Genomic DNA, 17,493 nt, shown 5'->3' on the forward strand with positions numbered 1-17,493 from the left:
ATATGATTATAATCGAATTAATAAAAGCAATAATTTTAGGTATTGTAGAAGGCTTAACGGAGTTTGCACCAGTTTCATCTACAGGTCATCAAATATTAGTAGATGATATGTGGCTAAAGTCTACATCATTTCTCGGAAGTGAATCTGCATTTACATTTAAAGTTGTTATTCAATTAGGCTCTATTCTTGCAGCAGCATGGATATTTAGAAGTCGATATATAGAAATGTTACATATTAAAAAGAATGAACAGAAGAAACGTCGATTAAAGTTATCACACATTATTGTTGGTTTAGTACCAGCTGGAATACTTGGTTTATTATTTGATGATTTTATAGAGGAGCATTTATTTAGCGTTCCAACCGTTTTAATTGGTTTATTGCTAGGTGCTATCTATATGATTGGAGCAGATATTTATTCTAAGCGTGTTCCAAATCCACATAAAGTAGACGATATGAACTATCCAAAAGCGTTTGTTATTGGTTTATCACAAGCGATTGCTTTATGGCCAGGATTTAGCCGTTCAGGTTCTACAATTTCAACAGGTGTATTTTTAAAATTAGATCATAAAGCAGCTTCTGACTTTACATTTATTATGGCAGTTCCAATTATGTTTGCTGCCAGTGCAAAAGCACTTTTAGGTAATATACAATTTATCACTTTAGATCAAATACCATTTTATATTGTTGGCTTTATAGCATCATTTATATTTGGTCTTATATCTATCAAATTATTCTTAAAACTTATCAATCGTGTCAAATTAATACCCTTTGCTATTTATCGAATTATCTTAGTTATCATTATAGCTATTGCTTATTTCGGTTTCGGTATTGGCCAAAACATAGGTTAATACTTAGAAACTACAGTTTGAAGTCGTTGTTTAAGGGTATTTAAATAAGATATATAATTAGAAATTAATACGGAGGAATGACTCATGAATGATAAAGTAAAATTAATCGTCAATACACTACCATTAGTACTAGTACCATTAATTAAAGAACGTAAAAAAATCAAAGAACACCCAGATGTGAAAAACGTAACTGAAACAACAGTTGACCTTTCTCATAAAGTTAAAGATAAAACGATTGAAACAAAAGATAAAGTTGCGGAAAAATCACAACCTGTTAAATCTTATGTTGTCCAAAAGAAACGTTTACACGACTATAACAAACAAATGAAACAACCATTTAAAGAAGAGAAGAAAGAGGAAAAAGAATTGCAAAAACAAATTGACCACCTAGATAAAAAACTACAAAAAAATATTGATGAACGACATAAAGAAGAAGAAAAAGCGCGTAAAGAAAACAAAAAAGACCGTATTAAAGAACTAGAATATTATCAAAAGCTTGAAAAGAAACAAGCGAAAAAAGGCGAAAAGCTTGAAAAAGAAAACAAAAAAGATGTACCTAAGCTAGATAAGAAGCTACAAGATAATATCGAAGCACGTGAAGAAGAAGAGCAAAAGTTAGAAACTGAAAACAAAGAACAACGTATTAAAGAAATCAAAAAGTATCAAGAAAAAGAAAACAAACAGAAATCTTCGGAAAGCACTCAACCAAAATCATTAGCTGATGTTAGTTCAAAACAAGCTAAGCCGAATATTCAAGAATTAGTTAACGAACGAGTTAGAAATGAGAAAAAAGAAAAATCTAGCCACAAACTATTTAATCAACATAAAATATCAATGGAACAACATATCGATCAGTTTCCATATGACGAACATACAGTTGAACATAAAAAATCTAAAAAAAATTTACGTCGCAATAAATGATTAATCGAATCATTATAGATGGGGATGCATGTCCAGTTACGGATGATGTCATACGTATAACTCAAGATACAGACATCTCCGTTCTGATAATAAGAAGTGTTAACCATTTCTCTTTAAAAGAATACCCTGAAAATGTCTCAACCACTTATGTAGATCATGGTGTAGACAGTGCTGATTTTAGGATTGTTAAACTAACAAAATCAAGCGACATTGTTGTCACACAAGATTATGGACTTGCGAGCCTTATATTAAATAAAGCCCAACACGTTATTCATCATAAAGGTTATGAATACACAACAAACAATATAGAACAGTTGTTAACACAAAGACATGTTTCAGCACAAGTACGACAACAAGGTGGTAGAACAAAAGGACCAAAAAAACTTACTCAAGAAGATCATTTAGTTTTTTCGGAATTTCTAACTAACCTCATAAAATAAGACAATGTCAGTTTGTGACATTGTCTTATTTTATAGATGAAGCTTTTCCCGACTAACGGGCAATAATTTGTGAACTAGCTCATTACAACTTAATATATTATCTACTTTATCTTTCTATGAGCTGGCTTTTAGCTTTCTCTAAATTAATATTATCAGTATTTTTCATTTGTTCTAGTTCTATACGCATTTTGTCTGTTTCTAATAAATAATTTTCATGTTTTATTTTTTCTAGCTCTAATTCATCTTTAACTCGTTGTGATTTAATTTTTTCGATTTTAACTGCTTTCGATTGATGATTTTTGACAAGTCCGGCTGTAGTTGAAATGAGCACGATAAGTACTACCATTAGAAATACGTCCAATTGATAGACCCCCTTTTAAAATAAATGGAATTCTCTATTTAAAATCATTATACTACATATGTGAAAGGAGTAATATATATGAAAAGAATTGCTGTATTTTGTGGAGCTAGTAAAGGTAACGACCCTATCTACACAGAACAAGCTTATGCGTTAGGTAAATACTTAGCAGAAAATAAATATGAATTAATTTATGGAGCTGGTTCAACTGGAATGATGGGTGCTGTAGCAAATGGTGTATTAGACCATGATGGGATTGCAATTGGTATAATGCCTAGATTTTTAGGAGAACGTGAAATAGCACATGAAAACTTAACTGAATATCATGTTGTGGAAACGATGCATGAAAGAAAACAAATGATGTCTGATATGGCTGATGCATTTGTCATGTTACCGGGTGGAGCGGGTTCATTAGAAGAATTTTTCGAAATATATACTTGGTCGCAAATAGGTTTACATCATAAACCTATTGCCGCATTGAACATTAAACAATTTTTCAATCCTTTATCCTCAATGATTGAACACTTGATTTCTACTGGATTTGTTAGTAAAGACTATAAAAATTTAGCTATTATTAAAGATGATATTCAAAGCATGTTTGATTCAATGAAAGTTGCTCAACCTGTTAAACTTCGTGATTATCAAAAGTAGCATGAAATGATTTTTCATCATAAACTTCAATAGCATTTAATTTAAAGAGGGCTGTCGTTACACCGACACCTTCTTTTTTAATTCCTTTAAATGTTCCATCGTAAACGACAGTTGAGCCACACGATGGACTATCACTTTTTAATATTACTGTTTGGGCATCTAAGTCCTTTATTATGGAAAGTGCTCTTTTGGCGCCTTCTTTAAACTGATGCGTAACATCTTGGCCAGTTACTGTCATAACCTTAGCTTGATTATTCCAGACATCATAGCCATCTCCTCCAGTAATCTCTGCAGGCTCTCTCGGCACTTGAAGTCCGCCTAGTATTTCCGGACAAATACTTATCGCCTTTTTTTCATCTATTAAATTCTTATAAAATATATCTAATTTATGATTGCCGTCGTATCTTACTTGTTCACCTACTAAGCATGCACTAATAACGATCATATAATCTTCTCCTTATAACACTTTATGATATAAAACGTGAGCCGCTAATCGTTCATCATGTACTACTTTAGGATGTAAGAAATCTCTAATATGCTCCATTTCTAACTTTTCCATCACTCTTCTAGAAGGTTTATTAATTTCAGATGTAAAGCTATAAACTTCATCAATACCTTGTTCTTTTGCGTAGGTTAAGACAGCTTCTGCCGCTTCAGTTGCCAAACCATTTCCCCAAACATCTTTATCAATTCGCCATCCAATTTCATAAAAAGGCAACTCAGGAAAACTCAATTCACTACCCTCTGGTATATAGTTAAGCCCTACCATACCTATGAAAGACTTTGTTTCTTTTAATTCCACAGCAAATAAACCAATCTCATGTTGGTCAATAATCGCTTTCATTTGATCAACAACATTTTTAGTTGCATCATAACTTAGTATATCTGGAAAGTATCTTCTCACTTCGGGATTTGCATTCATGCTTTGAAATTTAGCTACATCCTCGTCTTTCCAATTTCTTAGTATTAAACGTTTTGTTTCAATGTAATAACTCATTTTCTTCACCCAACCTTTATCAAATTAAAAAAAGGATGTACTATTATTTTAGCACATCCTTCTAAAAATTATGACCTTACTGAACTTCTAATGTGAAATCTCTTACCAGTTGGGCCTTCTATACTAAACATTCCACCTTTACCATCTACAACATCTAACTCTAAGTTAGTATGTTTCCAATATTCGTATTGCTTCTTGTTCATATAGAAAGGTACACCTTCAATTTCACCTAACTTCACATCTACATCTCCAATAATCAATGTTCCTTCAACGAATAACATTGGAGAGCTACCATCACAGCATCCACCTGATTGATGAAAAATAAGATTTTCACCATGTGTCTTTTTTAAATCTCTAATGAGTGATTTGGCTTTTTCTGTAGCAGTGACTTGTTCAGTCATTTAGAACAGTCCTGCTGGCTTCTCGTCATAACTAACGAGTAAGTTTTTAGTTTGTTGATAATGATCTAACATCATTTTATGGTTTTCACGGCCAATACCACTCATTTTGTATCCTCCAAATGCCGCATGTGCTGGATAAGTATGGTAGTTATTTACCCATACACGACCTGCTTGGATACCTCTACCAAAACGATAAGCTTTATTTTGGTTTCTTGTCCAAATACCTGCACCTAATCCATATAAAGTATCATTTGCCATTTCTAATGCTTCGTCGTCATCTTTGAAAGTAGCTAATGATAAGACTGGTCCAAATATTTCTTCTTGGAAAATCCTCATATCTTGAGTACCTTTAAATATTGTTGGTTCAATATAGAATCCATTTTCTAAATCTCCAGATTCTTCACGAACGTTACCACCAACTAATACTTCTGCACCTTCTTGTTTACCAATATCTAAATAACTTTTAATTTTTTCAGATTGTTCTTGAGAAGTTTGTGCACCAAGCATTGTTTCAGTATCAAGTGGATTACCTGTTTTAATTTGTTTTACACGTGCTATACATTTTTCGATAAATTTTTCGTAAATATCTTCATGAACTAATGCTCTAGAAGGACATGTACATACTTCACCTTGGTTTAATGCGAACATGACTAAACCTTCAACAGCTTTATCTAAGAAGTCATCATCTTCATCCATAATGTCTTTGAAAAAGATATTTGGTGACTTACCACCCAATTCTAGCGTTACAGGAATTAAGTTTTGACTTGCATTTTGCATGATAATACGACCTGTAGTTGTTTCGCCAGTAAATGCTACCTTATTAATATCTTCATGAGTTGCTAAAGCTTGACCAGCTTCTGCACCAAAGCCATTTACTACGTTTATTAACCCTTCAGGTAATATATCTTGAATTAATTCCATTAAATGAAGAATAGATACAGGCGTTTGTTCAGCTGGTTTAAGAACAACAGCATTACCCGTTACGATTGCTGGCGCCAATTTCCATGTTGCCATTAATAATGGGAAGTTCCACGGAATAATTTGACCAACTACTCCGATTGGTTCTTTAAAATGATAAGCTACAGTATCATTATCAATTTGTGAAATTGATCCTTCTTCTGCTCTCACTACACCAGCGAAATATCTAAAATGATCTACAACTAATGGTAAATCTGCTGCTAGACATTCTCTAATCGGTTTACCATTATCAAATGTTTCAATTACAGCTAGTTCTTCTAAATTTTCTTCTATACGATCTGCTATATCTAAGAGTAATTGCGAATGTTCAGCAGGTGACTTTTTAGCCCACTCAACTTGTGCTTTATGTGCTGCCTTTACCGCTTCATCTACATCTTCTTTAGTTGAACGCGGCATTTTAGCATAAACTTCACCAGTTACCGGAGATCCATTATCAAAATACTCACCGTTTTTTGGATCAACCCATTTACCACCAATAAAGTTTTGATACTTATCTTTTACTTTGTATTTTGCATTTGTTGCAGTTGGATATTCAAAAGCCATATTAAAACGCCTCCCTTAAATTGATTACATATTAATTTTAATTGACGCAAGCGCTTTCATCAACTAAAAAGCATTTTACAATATTAATACAAAATTATATAAATAGTTACAAATATCACTGTACACATTTCAGATAATTATTTGAAATATGATATTGAGAGATGAGATTTGATAAATTCAGACGTGCTATTTATCATGTTGGGCTCGTCTTGATAAGTTCAAGGGCTCTATTTATCATGTTGGGCCAGTCTTGATAAGTTCAAGGGCTCTATTTATCATGTTGTGCCAGTCTTGATAAGTTCAAGGGCTCTATTTATCATGTTTGACTTGTCTTGCAATATTCAGCCACTCTATGTTGCTAGTCGACACTGTCTTGCAATATTCGGACGCTCTATGTTGCTAGTCGCACCCGTCTTGCAATATTCAGACGCTCTATGTTGCTAGTCGACCTCGTCTTGCAATATTCAGTCGCTCTATGTTGCTAGTCGCACCTGTCTTGCAACATTCAGCCCCACTATTTAGCTTGTTGACCTCGACTAGCAATATTCAGTCACTTCAATCTCCCTCATATTCATTACATTTCCACTTATTCCACTTTCAAACATAAAAAGACACCTCTAAAGTTGGATTTAAATTCAACTTTAGAGGTGTCTTTCATTCTACTTGCATTGTTGTCTTAGCTATAACGTTTCCACCTGATAAGACTTCAACGTCTACTTCATTATCAGCTTCATTGGCGATTTTAGTTTTGAAATACCAATCTGTTACTCCGTTATTAATTTTAGGATTTACTGAATCAGATACGCCTGGTGCTTGTCCATTAAACATTCCAACTTCTTGTCCATCTTTATTCTTAATGGATAATTGAAATTTTTGATTAAATAATTTTGATTCGTCTACATGTACTGTTATTTCGAATTTCTCTTGTTTTTGAACAGATGTTGGCATATCGAATTCACTTTGATTTCCTTGATTCCCTTGATTATTACTATTATTACTTGTTGATGAATCTTTACTGTCACTATTTGATTCGTTACTTTGTTTTTCATCAGTAGCGCCATAACTGCCTGATGCATATGTGGAAGCATCGAACCATTTATAACCTTGCTTTGGTGTTCCCCAAGGTTCTTTCTCAGCTTCACTACTATTTTCAGGTTCTTCAAAATTTAATAATGGTGTCTTGTCATCTAGTTGTATATCCATTGAAGAAAAATCTTTATTATCTTCTTTGTTATTTAACCATTCAACAATTTGCATTATCATTTTTTGATTATCTTCTTCTTTAAAGCCATCATATGTTTTCTTAGTTTCACCGTTGTCTTCACGTTTGTACTTTGGTGATTTGTCTTCTACCATGGAAGAATCCCCAATAAATGCACCTTTACCTTCTCCAGCTTTACTAATTGCTATATACGCACCTTCATCTTTTCCGCCGCCATTATAAATGCCTTGGTCGACTGCGTGATTCCATGCATCATCTTTCGATAAATTTGGAACAAATGCTATACCTTTTGCTTTATTAGGATCCGTAATTGCAATGGTAGATCCCGCATGCATCGATACCGCATTAACACCTTTTGTAATTCCAAAGCTATCTTTTTCATCAGCTAAATCATCTACTTTTATATTTCCTAAAGCATTATATCTGAATCTTAAACCAAATACTTCATTTAAAAAGTCTCTACTTTCAACGCCATTCATTTTTTCAGAAGCACTTTCTTCAGAAGTCATACCTTTTGTAGGATTATCAAAAGCCCCTCTTCTATAGCCATTCATTACTTCAGATGAGTCATATCGATTAAAGTTTCGATCAGCATTATAATGATCACTAACCATCAAAATGCTTCCACCAGACTTCACATATTGCTCAATAGCATCTTGTTCACTTGCTTTAAGAGGATTATTTGCTTCAGGTATTACAACTAAGTCATAATTTTTCATTTTGTTATATTCTAATAATTGATTAAATCCTAAGTCTGTCACTTCATAGTTCTCTTTCGTCAATGCTTCTGCAAAATCAGAAAACCCACCATTAATAACCCAATCTGCACTGCCTGCAGTTTGACCGTGAGCACTATCAAAAAGTACTTTACCCTTTATATCATCACTGTTTGGTGATAGAACTATTTTTCCATCTTTTCCTTTGTCTTCACTAACATTATTTGAACAACCAACTATTACAAATGCCATTAATCCTATTAAACTAATCATGATGATTTTTGATTTCATTATAATCTCCTTATGTATAAAACAAACCCCTAACAACTCATTATGTTAGAGGTTTGTTCATATTCTATGCTCTTCTAATATAAGTCAACAATTTAACTGTTACAGGGTCTGTATCATAGTCTTTAAATCCTCTAGGAACTTCAATCGTTGCATCAATTATATCATTAACATCATTAAATCGATATGTTACTTGATTAACGTTAGATTTGCGATCGAAAACAACTGCTTCTGATGGCCAACTTCTCACTTCACCTGTTGTTACTTTCAAAGTACGACCAGTTATATTCTCGATTTCTTTGCCTAATTCTAATAATGTTATTTTCTTTCCTTCTATGAGAACAAATTCTTTTTCATGCACGATAACATCCCTCTTTTCAAATAATCATTTATAGTTTATTCCCTAATACAATTCAAACTAAACCAAACCTATATATTCAATTTAAAAGATTTAACTTTGTCAGACGCATCATCATATGTAGATGTCTTACTCACACCGCCATGAATATTGAATGTTGCACTATTATCTTTAATTGCTTGATACACTTTTTTAGAAATAGGAATAGACTTTAAACTTTTAGTCTTTTCACCTGGTTGATATTCATCAGTATTTTCTTTAGATTTCTTCATATATTTCTCGTTATGAGAATCTGGTATAAATGAAGCATAGTCAGAACGTTGTGTTTGTTCTCCATGTTGGATAGATGCTGTGTTGTCATAGAATAACTTATCATTTGTTGTATTTTCAGTTACGACTTCATACATGACAACATAACCATCTTTAGCTCCATTGAAGAGCAACACCTGACCTTCTGGCATATTATTCACTTGGAAAATCTGTAAATGGTCAATGCTTACCTTCATACCACTATCTTCAAATTGAAAATGTTTACCATCAATGTCATCTACTACTTCAACTTCACCATTTGTTGAAGTACGAATTGTATTAGGAAAAGGCTTTTTTGCTGATTGCTCTTTTTCTGTACTTGATGTTTCCTTTTTATCTTTAGAATCTTCTTTACTGCTCTTTGACTCTTCTGTATCAGATTGATTTGCTTTAACTTCATCTTTGAGTTTTTCCAACTCATCTTCTTTGTCTTTAATACTATCTTTTAATTTTTCATTCTCTTTTTCTAAAGACTTTTTATTTTTTTGATAATCTTTAGATGATTGTTCTAAAGACTTAATTTCTTGTTCTAAATTCTTCTGTTCATCATCATTGCCACATGCAGCTAAAATAATTGATGAGCTCACCATAAGTAAAAGTGCTTTCTTCATAGGTGTCGCCTCCTATATATAGTCTTAAATATTTTACCACACTACATGTAAGCTATCTATTGAAAACAAATTAGATACTATTGCCTAGTACTATCATTTCATCGTAATTAACGGATTCTCTTAATTTTATAGCCATTGCACGCCCAATTTTACCTTCTTCAGTTAACTCATTAATCATTTCTCTTTGAATTCTTAAAGCGTATATTTCCATTTCTGTATAGACAGCTGAATGGTTACCTTTAAAATGATTAGGTGTTAATCTTTCAACTTTATTTAAATAAGAATCACAAACGATGCTAATTTCAAACTCATTATCATCATTCATTTCTTCAGTTAATCTTTTTACAACTTGGAAATGAACTTCTCTAGTTATAAATCTCATCTCTTTTAAGTTTGCTTCAATTGAAAGTGAACTTGTTGCATTGACAAATGTTTTAATTTTTCTACGTCGAACAAATAACTTCACCATTAGTTTAACTTTCGTATACAGTGATGCATTCTTAAAGGTAGTTGAACGTTCAGTAATTTGTCTATAGTTATCAAATGTATTTTGTGAAATTTTATCATCTTTAATCAATTTATCTAACGTTCTAAATTCTGTATCAATAGCGATTCTTTGCATACGCTCTAATTCTTTAATATCTTCATCTTTTTCATCGTTCTCTCTTAAGAATGATAATTGCATATGATAACTACGTGTAATTTTCCCGTAAATATAACTTGTTTCTTTACTGTAAAATTCTTGTAAGTTCTCTAATGCACTTTCTATAAGTAAGACTTTAGCTTCATTAAACGTTAGTAAGCTTTGTTCTTTCGGTTTAGTTTTAGGCGTTACAAGTGGAAGTACTAATTGTGCTAATACTAAACTGATCAAAATAACACCTGTCGCTATAAATAGTAAATTATCTCTATAAATAAAGTCTGTGTGTTCGGATAATTTAAATGGTAGCATTAAAGCGATTGCCAATGAAATTGTACCGTGCACCCCACATATCGTCATAATAAATGCATATTTAAAACGATTCGGCTTATCTATTTGAGATTGTGGTTCTATATCTTTCCCACTATTTAACATTCTAGAAAATCTACTTTCAGGTAAGTAGAAATACGGGTATGAAATAAGCACCCAAATGAATCTAAATGTATAAACTAATGCTGCTACAAACAGTGTCATGCCAATAACATGCATTACTTCCTGTTTTGGTTCTTCTAAAATGTTAAATAATACTTCTGGTATTAAGAAACCTAATAAAATAAATACAAATCCATTTAATAAGTAACTTAATAAATCCCAAGTATGATTATAAGTAACTTGTTCCTTCGTAGTTGCTTGTGCGATTCTATCCTTTTCAACACCATGAATTAAACCAGCGACAACAGCTGCAATAATGCCTGATGAATGGAATGTTTCTGCAACGATATATACTAAAAATGGTGTTATAACCTGTATAAACGTCAACATATTCCCATTATTAATACCATTTCTAGTTAAGTAAACGCGCAACTGCACTACACCATAACCAAGTATAAGACCAACAATTGCGCCTCCGACTGCCGTGATAAGAAATTGTCCAACTGCTCCTGATAATGAGAATGATCCACCTACTAAAGCTGCTAAAGCAATCTTAAATGATAAGATACCTGCTGCATCATTTAATAAAGATTCACCCTCTAATATTGTCATAGAACCTTTTGGTAACATCTTACCTTTTGCAATAGCTTGAACTGCCACCGCATCAGTTGGAGAAACAATTGCACCAATAGCAAAACACGCTGCTAATGGTAGTTCTGGCCAGATTAAATGTAATAAGAATCCGACCCCTAGAACTGTTGTAAATACGAGTACAAGTGCCATTGACATAACGGGTTTTAAATACCGAGCTAAATGGACACGCGAAACTGAAATACCTTCTAAAAATAGTAATGGCGCGATAATGCCCACCATAAACACTTCTGATTCAAAGTTTAATTCAACTGGAATTGGAGATAGAAATATAACAAAACCAATAATAATTTGAACAAAACTTAATGGTATTTTAGAAATGTAATGATGAATAATTGAACTTAGGATAATTCCCATAATGAACCATAAGAAACCTTCGAATATGGCCATAGAATTCCTCTCTTCTATTTAAAATAACTTTTTACGCATAATAATTTTTTCAACTTCATAGTCCATTGATTCATTAATATGAATCATATTTTCATTGTGGGCATGGACAGTTGAAACTATGGAATATGCACCCATTTGTTGAGCCCACTTTTCTACTTCTCGCTTTAAAGTTTTAGCGATTCCTTTTTTTCGATGATTTTCAGTAACAAGAAGGTTATAAATTTTAACTTCTTTATCCTTATAATCAAATTTAGCCCATATGAAGCCAACACATTCTTCTTCAATAAAAGCACCAATCAAGATACTTTTTTCGTATTCAAGAGAGCCTTTGATTGCTTCATATTCTAGCGACACTGCCAATTTCATACTATATCTCTCATCTTTAAAAGCCTTTGCAGCCATTTGGCTAATCTTATAAATATTTGCATCATCTTGAATGTATTTTATGATAAACATTGTTCTACCTACCTAATTGTTCTCTATCAATAATTTAATTGCTAAAATAAATATAACGATAAACATAATGATTTTTAATTTCTTTTCAGGCAACGAAACAGTCAAACGACCACCTATAAGTCCACCAATACCTGATCCAAGTGCCAAACTGATTGCAAATGGCCAATTAACATACCCTTGAAAAATAAATACAATTGTCGATAACGATAAGTAAATCGTTATGACTAAAGTTTTCATACACTGAACTTCAGCATAATTTAATTTCGGCATAATTAAATTTAAAGCTATAATGAATAAAAATCCTACAGCAGCTTGAACAATGCCACCATATATACCTAATGCTAGAAATACAATAATAAGAAGAACGATTCTAAAGGCGGATAATTTTTCAGTTTGCTTGTTTGCACCTTTCCATCTAGTTGGAATGATCATAATAATTAAAACGAGAAGCATAATAATACCTAACATGCGGTTGAAAATTGCGTCTGGGAGATTAATTGCGTAATGTACGCCAATAAAAGAGCCAATAATAGCGGGTATACTCAAGATAAGACTTAACTTAACGTTGCGCATTCCTTTTATGTAAAATACATATAAACCTAGTATATTCTGAACTAAAATTGCAACTCTGTTCGAAGCGTTCGCAACTGTAGTAGGTAATCCAAAAAATATAAGTAATGGTAAAACAATTAACGATCCACCTGCTGAAACTATATTAATCGTTCCAGCAAAAATACCTACTAAAAATACAATAAATAAAGTCAACATCTCCAAGCATTCACCACCTGTCATATTTAATAATATCGGAAATTTAATCATCTGTAAAAAGTATAAACCTCAAATTAGTAATGTTTTATAATAAAATACTTGGTAAAATGAAATTATTGAACAAAGAAAGGAAAACGCTGATGAAAAAATCAACACGCGACCTTATAATTGAAAACAATGTAAAACGACTAAGATTAAATAGTCACGATAGAGAAGTATATGAAAACTATATAACATATGTCCGTGCTAACTTAAGTATTAACGAACATGATTCAGAAAAAATGTTACTTAACATACTTAATCATTTATTAAGTGCAGAAAAAGACGGCATGCATGCAATGGAATTCTTTGATCATGACCCAAAACAACATGCAGATAATATGATTAAAAACATGCCTAACCGTACTTTTCAAAATATCTTTAAATTTATAGGCTTACACATATTAATGTTATTAGGCGTATTTTCATTTATACGAGGATTTACAGGATTCTTCACTCAAATAGAATACACTTACCTATATACATTTCTTATAACGTTTGTAACAGGATTTACGATGATATTCATTTTTATATGGATGATATTCAAAGTAGTACAAATAAGGATATATAGCGAATCAAATTGGACCACAACAATAACGAATATTTTAATATCAGGCACATTCGTACTAACAATATTAGCCTTCTACTTACCAGGATTTTACTTGCAACTAGGACCAAAAATTTATACATCCAATTGGGCTTATATCATTATCGCGCTCATACTCACACCACTAGGACTTTATATAGACCATCATAGAAAAATCGACCAACCCGACACAAGGTAAAGTGGAATATAGGAAAAATACGGACCGATAATTTATTTTATCGGTCCGTATTTCGTGTTTCTGGACCGCTATTTTATTTTATCGGTCCGTATTTCGCGTTTCTGGACCGTTAATTTATTTTATCGGTCCGTATTTCGCGTTTTCGGGTCGATAATTATTTTTATCGGCCTGTATTTCTCGTTTTCGGGTCGATAAATTTTTTTATCAGCCTGAAAAATTTATATCACCAATATACCTATAAACAAAATAGCAAAAATCAAAAAAGTTTCTCCATTTATAAATACTGTATTAGGTCTTATTCCTCTATTTTGTTTAGTATAATAGTTAATTAAAATATTGAAGTAATAAATTATCAATAATCCCCATATTAATGTTATAACTCCTAAAATATAATAATGATTTTGAATCATTAACATTCCCAAACTCAACAACCAAATTGATTTCACTATATGACTCATAACTTCAATAGGGTCTGATACAATTTTGAATATTTTATCTACTATTTCATTTCTTACAAGTTGTGTAGCTAATAAAATATCACATATCACTTGTAAGAACATAGATACACTCATCATAAATATAAATAACAAACCAAGTACTAAAGTATACACATTCAATTGTCCATTTAAATTTTCAAAATATATAATGGATACTTGACTAAAACATATAAAAATCAAGGTAAACATTAAGTGAATAAGCATGAATTTCTCATTTTTAATGAGATATTTAGAATATAAAAATAATACTAAATAGATTATTAATCCTGATAACACCATCCACAATACTATTCCACATCCTTAAAAGTTCTCATTTACGATTGCGTATAAATAATGGTCTTTCCATTCTCCTTTGACTCTAACGTTTGATCTGTTTAGTCCTTCTCTTATCATTCCTGCTTTTTCTAATACTCTTACTGATCCTACATTTGTTGGTTGTGCGCCTGCTTCTACTCTATGAAATCCTAGCTCATTAAATGCTATTTTGATTACTTTTTTTGCAGCGATTGTCGTAATTCCTTGCCCACTATATGCTTCGTCTAATGCATATCCCATCATGCAACTTTGGATATTATGTCTAACCACTGCGAATAAGTCGATCGTACCTATTATTTTATTTTCTTCTTTTTGTATGATTACGTAATGGTAACCATCGTCATTTTTCATATCTTGTAAGTATTTTTCTATATTTTTTCTATAATTATATAGTTGATAATCTGAGTCTTTTCTATCTGCTGCTGAATATGTTTCAAATAGTTCTCTATTTCTAATATCTATTTCTAAAAGTTCATTTGCATCTTCTATTTTAACTGGTCGAATTTCAATCATGATGTACCTCCAACTTATATTTATAATATTAGTATACACATCAATTGAAAAAATTTATAAAAAAAGGAGGTCCTGCATTACTATTTTCGCACAAACGTAATGCTGACCTCGTTTTTTTATGTTTGATATAAGTATTTCCCAACTCTTGCTTCCATTTTTCCGAAAACCCATTCGAAAAACAGCGCCATAATCCAATATATTACACTTGCGATGATATACACTTCGACAAATCTATAACCGTCATTAGCTATAATTTGGCTAATCGCTAATATTTCTGTTACTTGAACAACAAATGCAATTGCTGTTCCCTTTATTAAAGCTATAAATTGATTCCCTAAATTCGGTATCGCATATCCTAGTGCTTGTGGAATTACAATTCTCATCAAGATATGTTGTCTTCTTAGACCAACTGTTATAGCCGCTTCTATTTGCGAATCGTCTACACTTTTCAATCCACTTCGCATAACTTCTGTTAAGTATGCTGCTGAATGTAATGTGAATACAAAGAGAACGATTGTTAATGAACTGACGCCATCAGGGTCTAAACTCAATTGCCAAACTTTATTCAACCATTCTATTAGTACAGGCGTACCATAGTAAAATGCAAACAACTGAACAATGAGAGGTGTTGATCTAAAGAATGACACAAATACAACTATAACTTGATTGATAACAGGTACCTTTCTTTTTCGAATTAACGCAAATATAGTACCTATTACTAAACCAAACACCATACTTATAACTGCAATTAATAATGTTGTTGGAACACCTTTTAATATATCTCCAACATGTTCATACATAAAAGGAAAATCTATAGACAATTTATTCACCTCATTTGTTCAGTTTGATATGGTATATTATATTTTTTCTCTAAAAGCATGACGATAAATTCTACTAATATACAAATAACCCAGTAAATAATACATATCGCCACATATACAGGAAACATTCCTAAACCGTAATTATTCCCTATAATTAAGTTAACTTGCCCCATCATGTCAATAAGTCCGATAGTAAATGCAAGTGAAGTATCCTTAATCAGTTCTATTACTTGATTACCGATGTTTGGTAAACTATTTCTAAATCCTTGAGGAATAATAATTCTCGTCAATATTGTTCTATCACGTAAACCAACTGTTTTTCCTGCTTCAATCTGTCCTTTATCAACTGAATTATACCCAGCTCTCATCACTTCAGATAAGTATGAACCTGTATGCAGAGTGAAGGTTAATATGACAAAAAATAGACGACTAAAATGATTAATATCAATGTAAATCCATTGCAAGACAATCGGCAATGCAAAATAAACTAAAAATAATTGCAAAATAAGCGGTGTACTTCTCACGAAAGAAACATACAGTTTCACAACTTGAGTTAATATCGGTATTTCTTTTATTCTTATAACTGCTAAAATCAGCCCTAAAATTAAAGCAAATAGAAGAGAAATAATAATGATGAATAGCGTAATTGGTAATTTATCTAAAATTTGCATAAACAAATCTGGCCAAGTTGTCGTTCCCATTTTTCTCCTCCTTATAATCTATCTTTAATGTCATTTAATGAATCTCTGTCTTCAAATACATTAAATCCAAACCATTTTTTAGATAATTTCACAAGCGTACCATCTTCTTTTAATTCTTTAGTCGCTTTATCAATATCTTTTTGTAATTGCGTATTTTTATTGTTATATAAGATATGAATAGATTCTTTTGAAACAACGCCACCTACTTTAACATCAGCATTTAATTCTTTTTGAATCGCTTGATATGTTGTTAAATTTAAGAACATTGCATCTCGACGTTTTGATTCAATCATTTTAAAATTTTCACCATTAGATACTTTTTGAATTTCATCAATATCTATCTGTTGTTTATGAGACTTGTTATACCCAGAAAGAATAGAATAAAGCCCACCACTTGGAGCCATAGGTGTAAGTCTCTTATTATGTAAATCATCCAATGTCTCAATATCATTTGTATCATTATGTACAATTAGAGTCGTTAAAGAATATACGTAAGGTTCTTTTTGATATAAAAATTTTTCTTCACGTTCTGGCGTTTTGAAGAACCAATTGATCCCCATATCAAATTTACCTACACCAATTCCGACGACGTTTGATTCCTCTTCACCAAATTCATATTGAAAATCATACTGTGGCAACTTCTTTTCAAGAGCTTTCATATAATCCATATCATAGCCAACTGGATTGTTATCACTGTCTGTATATAAAAACGGCGGATTTACTTCAGCTGATAATGCTACTTTTATAACTTTTTTATCATTATTTTCTTTAGAAATTTGACCACAACCAGATAATGAAATGATTAATGCACTTACAATTAGAAATTTGATATACTTCATTTCAT

General features: G+C 31.8%; 20 protein-coding genes and 1 pseudogene. 5 read left to right on the plus strand and 16 right to left on the minus strand.

The features are described 5' to 3' along the window. The first annotated feature begins 2 nt into the window (after positions 1-2). The 3 genes and pseudogenes from LQ668_RS05375 (at position 3) to LQ668_RS05385 (ending at position 2,209) form a co-directional block, all read left to right on the plus strand. A complete protein-coding gene (locus LQ668_RS05375; protein ID WP_107509565.1) occupies positions 3-848 on the plus strand; it encodes an undecaprenyl-diphosphate phosphatase in 846 nt (281 codons plus the stop codon). A gap of 84 nt (positions 849-932) precedes the next feature. After that, a pseudogene (locus LQ668_RS05380) lies at positions 933-1,514 on the plus strand (hypothetical protein); the annotation flags it as partial. Positions 1,515-1,768: 254 nt separating this feature from the next. Then, the gene (locus LQ668_RS05385) at positions 1,769-2,209 is read left to right on the plus strand and encodes a YaiI/YqxD family protein (protein WP_170167652.1); all 441 of its coding nucleotides are present in this window, start codon (positions 1,769-1,771) and stop codon (positions 2,207-2,209) included. 106 nt (positions 2,210-2,315) lie between these two features. On the opposite strand, the gene LQ668_RS05390 is transcribed toward LQ668_RS05385, so the two are convergent. Beyond that, positions 2,316-2,570, minus strand: a complete 255-nt coding sequence (locus LQ668_RS05390) for a hypothetical protein (protein WP_078357326.1) — start codon at positions 2,568-2,570, stop codon at positions 2,316-2,318. A 78-nt stretch (positions 2,571-2,648) separates the two neighbouring features. Here LQ668_RS05390 and LQ668_RS05395 point away from each other — a divergent pair, with 78 nt between their 5' ends. Further along, a complete protein-coding gene (locus tag LQ668_RS05395; RefSeq protein ID WP_107509567.1) occupies positions 2,649-3,218 on the plus strand; it encodes an LOG family protein in 570 nt (189 codons plus the stop codon). Here LQ668_RS05395 and LQ668_RS05400 read toward each other — a convergent pair. From LQ668_RS05400 to LQ668_RS05445, 10 genes are all read right to left on the minus strand, one after another. Next, on the minus strand, positions 3,193-3,663 hold the full coding sequence (locus tag LQ668_RS05400; RefSeq protein ID WP_078357324.1) for a 2-thiouracil desulfurase family protein: 471 nt from the start codon (positions 3,661-3,663) through the stop codon (positions 3,193-3,195). The two genes, LQ668_RS05395 and LQ668_RS05400, sit on opposite strands and share 26 nt — an antisense overlap. 12 nt (positions 3,664-3,675) lie before the next feature. Beyond that, entirely contained in the window at positions 3,676-4,215 is a 540-nt protein-coding gene (locus LQ668_RS05405; protein ID WP_078357323.1) for a GNAT family N-acetyltransferase, read from the minus strand. Between the two features lie 68 nt (positions 4,216-4,283). Further along, on the minus strand, positions 4,284-4,616 hold the full coding sequence (locus tag LQ668_RS05410; protein WP_078357322.1) for a DUF779 domain-containing protein: 333 nt from the start codon (positions 4,614-4,616) through the stop codon (positions 4,284-4,286). After that, a complete protein-coding gene (gene exaC, locus LQ668_RS05415; protein ID WP_078357321.1) occupies positions 4,617-6,137 on the minus strand; it encodes an acetaldehyde dehydrogenase ExaC in 1,521 nt (506 codons plus the stop codon). It lies immediately after the preceding gene. Between the two features lie 654 nt (positions 6,138-6,791). Beyond that, positions 6,792-8,366 carry a Gldg family protein gene (locus LQ668_RS05420; RefSeq protein ID WP_107509569.1) on the minus strand — a complete coding sequence of 525 codons (1,575 nt, stop codon included), beginning with the start codon at positions 8,364-8,366 and terminating at the stop codon, positions 6,792-6,794. 64 nt (positions 8,367-8,430) lie between these two features. Beyond that, the gene (locus tag LQ668_RS05425) at positions 8,431-8,724 is read right to left on the minus strand and encodes a hypothetical protein (RefSeq protein ID WP_078357319.1); all 294 of its coding nucleotides are present in this window, start codon (positions 8,722-8,724) and stop codon (positions 8,431-8,433) included. Between the two features lie 68 nt (positions 8,725-8,792). After that, a complete protein-coding gene (locus LQ668_RS05430) occupies positions 8,793-9,641 on the minus strand; it encodes an SA0632 family lipoprotein (protein WP_107509570.1) in 849 nt (282 codons plus the stop codon). Positions 9,642-9,711: 70 nt separating this feature from the next. Next, positions 9,712-11,754, minus strand: coding sequence for a cation:proton antiporter (locus LQ668_RS05435; RefSeq protein WP_107509571.1), 2,043 nt, complete (start codon positions 11,752-11,754; stop codon positions 9,712-9,714). A gap of 18 nt (positions 11,755-11,772) precedes the next feature. Further along, positions 11,773-12,210, minus strand: coding sequence for a GNAT family N-acetyltransferase (locus tag LQ668_RS05440; protein ID WP_115337735.1), 438 nt, complete (start codon positions 12,208-12,210; stop codon positions 11,773-11,775). A gap of 12 nt (positions 12,211-12,222) precedes the next feature. Beyond that, on the minus strand, positions 12,223-12,978 hold the full coding sequence (locus LQ668_RS05445) for a sulfite exporter TauE/SafE family protein (RefSeq protein ID WP_107509573.1): 756 nt from the start codon (positions 12,976-12,978) through the stop codon (positions 12,223-12,225). 140 nt (positions 12,979-13,118) lie between these two features. Here LQ668_RS05445 and LQ668_RS05450 point away from each other — a divergent pair, with 140 nt between their 5' ends. Then, positions 13,119-13,802: a DUF1129 family protein gene (locus LQ668_RS05450; RefSeq protein WP_078357314.1), complete on the plus strand. Its 684-nt coding sequence runs from the start codon at positions 13,119-13,121 to the stop codon at positions 13,800-13,802. A 218-nt stretch (positions 13,803-14,020) separates the two neighbouring features. On the opposite strand, the gene LQ668_RS05455 is transcribed toward LQ668_RS05450, so the two are convergent. The 5 genes from LQ668_RS05455 to LQ668_RS05475 all read right to left on the minus strand — a co-directional run bounded on the left by LQ668_RS05455 (position 14,021) and on the right by LQ668_RS05475 (position 17,488). Then, on the minus strand, positions 14,021-14,413 hold the full coding sequence (locus LQ668_RS05455; RefSeq protein WP_126577749.1) for a hypothetical protein: 393 nt from the start codon (positions 14,411-14,413) through the stop codon (positions 14,021-14,023). 186 nt (positions 14,414-14,599) lie between these two features. Then, positions 14,600-15,127 carry a GNAT family N-acetyltransferase gene (locus LQ668_RS05460; RefSeq protein WP_107510027.1) on the minus strand — a complete coding sequence of 176 codons (528 nt, stop codon included), beginning with the start codon at positions 15,125-15,127 and terminating at the stop codon, positions 14,600-14,602. A 116-nt stretch (positions 15,128-15,243) separates the two neighbouring features. Continuing rightward, entirely contained in the window at positions 15,244-15,948 is a 705-nt protein-coding gene (locus tag LQ668_RS05465; protein ID WP_237687726.1) for an amino acid ABC transporter permease, read from the minus strand. A gap of 5 nt (positions 15,949-15,953) precedes the next feature. Further along, entirely contained in the window at positions 15,954-16,649 is a 696-nt protein-coding gene (locus LQ668_RS05470; protein WP_078357311.1) for an amino acid ABC transporter permease, read from the minus strand. 11 nt (positions 16,650-16,660) lie between these two features. After that, on the minus strand, positions 16,661-17,488 hold the full coding sequence (locus tag LQ668_RS05475; protein ID WP_078357310.1) for a transporter substrate-binding domain-containing protein: 828 nt from the start codon (positions 17,486-17,488) through the stop codon (positions 16,661-16,663). Positions 17,489-17,493 lie beyond the last annotated feature (5 nt).

Source organism: Mammaliicoccus sp. K-M42 (genome assembly GCF_022386375.1).
Classification (GTDB): Bacteria; Bacillota; Bacilli; order Staphylococcales; family Staphylococcaceae; genus Mammaliicoccus; species Mammaliicoccus fleurettii.

Bases quoted from the DNA above. Each gene is read 5' to 3' on its own strand.
- LQ668_RS05375 (WP_107509565.1), top strand. From the start codon at position 3: ATGATTATAATCGAATTAATAAAAGCAATAATTTTAGGTATTGTAGAA.
- LQ668_RS05395 (WP_107509567.1), top strand. From the start codon at position 2,649: ATGAAAAGAATTGCTGTATTTTGTGGAGCTAGTAAAGGTAACGACCCT.
- LQ668_RS05400 (WP_078357324.1), bottom strand. From the start codon at position 3,663: ATGATCGTTATTAGTGCATGCTTAGTAGGTGAACAAGTAAGATACGAC.
- LQ668_RS05405 (WP_078357323.1), bottom strand. From the start codon at position 4,215: ATGAGTTATTACATTGAAACAAAACGTTTAATACTAAGAAATTGGAAA.
- LQ668_RS05410 (WP_078357322.1), bottom strand. From the start codon at position 4,616: ATGACTGAACAAGTCACTGCTACAGAAAAAGCCAAATCACTCATTAGA.
- exaC (WP_078357321.1), bottom strand. From the start codon at position 6,137: ATGGCTTTTGAATATCCAACTGCAACAAATGCAAAATACAAAGTAAAA.
- LQ668_RS05420 (WP_107509569.1), bottom strand. From the start codon at position 8,366: ATGAAATCAAAAATCATCATGATTAGTTTAATAGGATTAATGGCATTT.
- LQ668_RS05430 (WP_107509570.1), bottom strand. From the start codon at position 9,641: ATGAAGAAAGCACTTTTACTTATGGTGAGCTCATCAATTATTTTAGCT.
- LQ668_RS05435 (WP_107509571.1), bottom strand. From the start codon at position 11,754: ATGGCCATATTCGAAGGTTTCTTATGGTTCATTATGGGAATTATCCTA.
- LQ668_RS05440 (WP_115337735.1), bottom strand. From the start codon at position 12,210: ATGTTTATCATAAAATACATTCAAGATGATGCAAATATTTATAAGATT.
- LQ668_RS05445 (WP_107509573.1), bottom strand. From the start codon at position 12,978: ATGTTGACTTTATTTATTGTATTTTTAGTAGGTATTTTTGCTGGAACG.
- LQ668_RS05450 (WP_078357314.1), top strand. From the start codon at position 13,119: ATGAAAAAATCAACACGCGACCTTATAATTGAAAACAATGTAAAACGA.
- LQ668_RS05460 (WP_107510027.1), bottom strand. From the start codon at position 15,127: ATGATTGAAATTCGACCAGTTAAAATAGAAGATGCAAATGAACTTTTA.
- LQ668_RS05470 (WP_078357311.1), bottom strand. From the start codon at position 16,649: ATGGGAACGACAACTTGGCCAGATTTGTTTATGCAAATTTTAGATAAA.
- LQ668_RS05475 (WP_078357310.1), bottom strand. From the start codon at position 17,488: ATGAAGTATATCAAATTTCTAATTGTAAGTGCATTAATCATTTCATTA.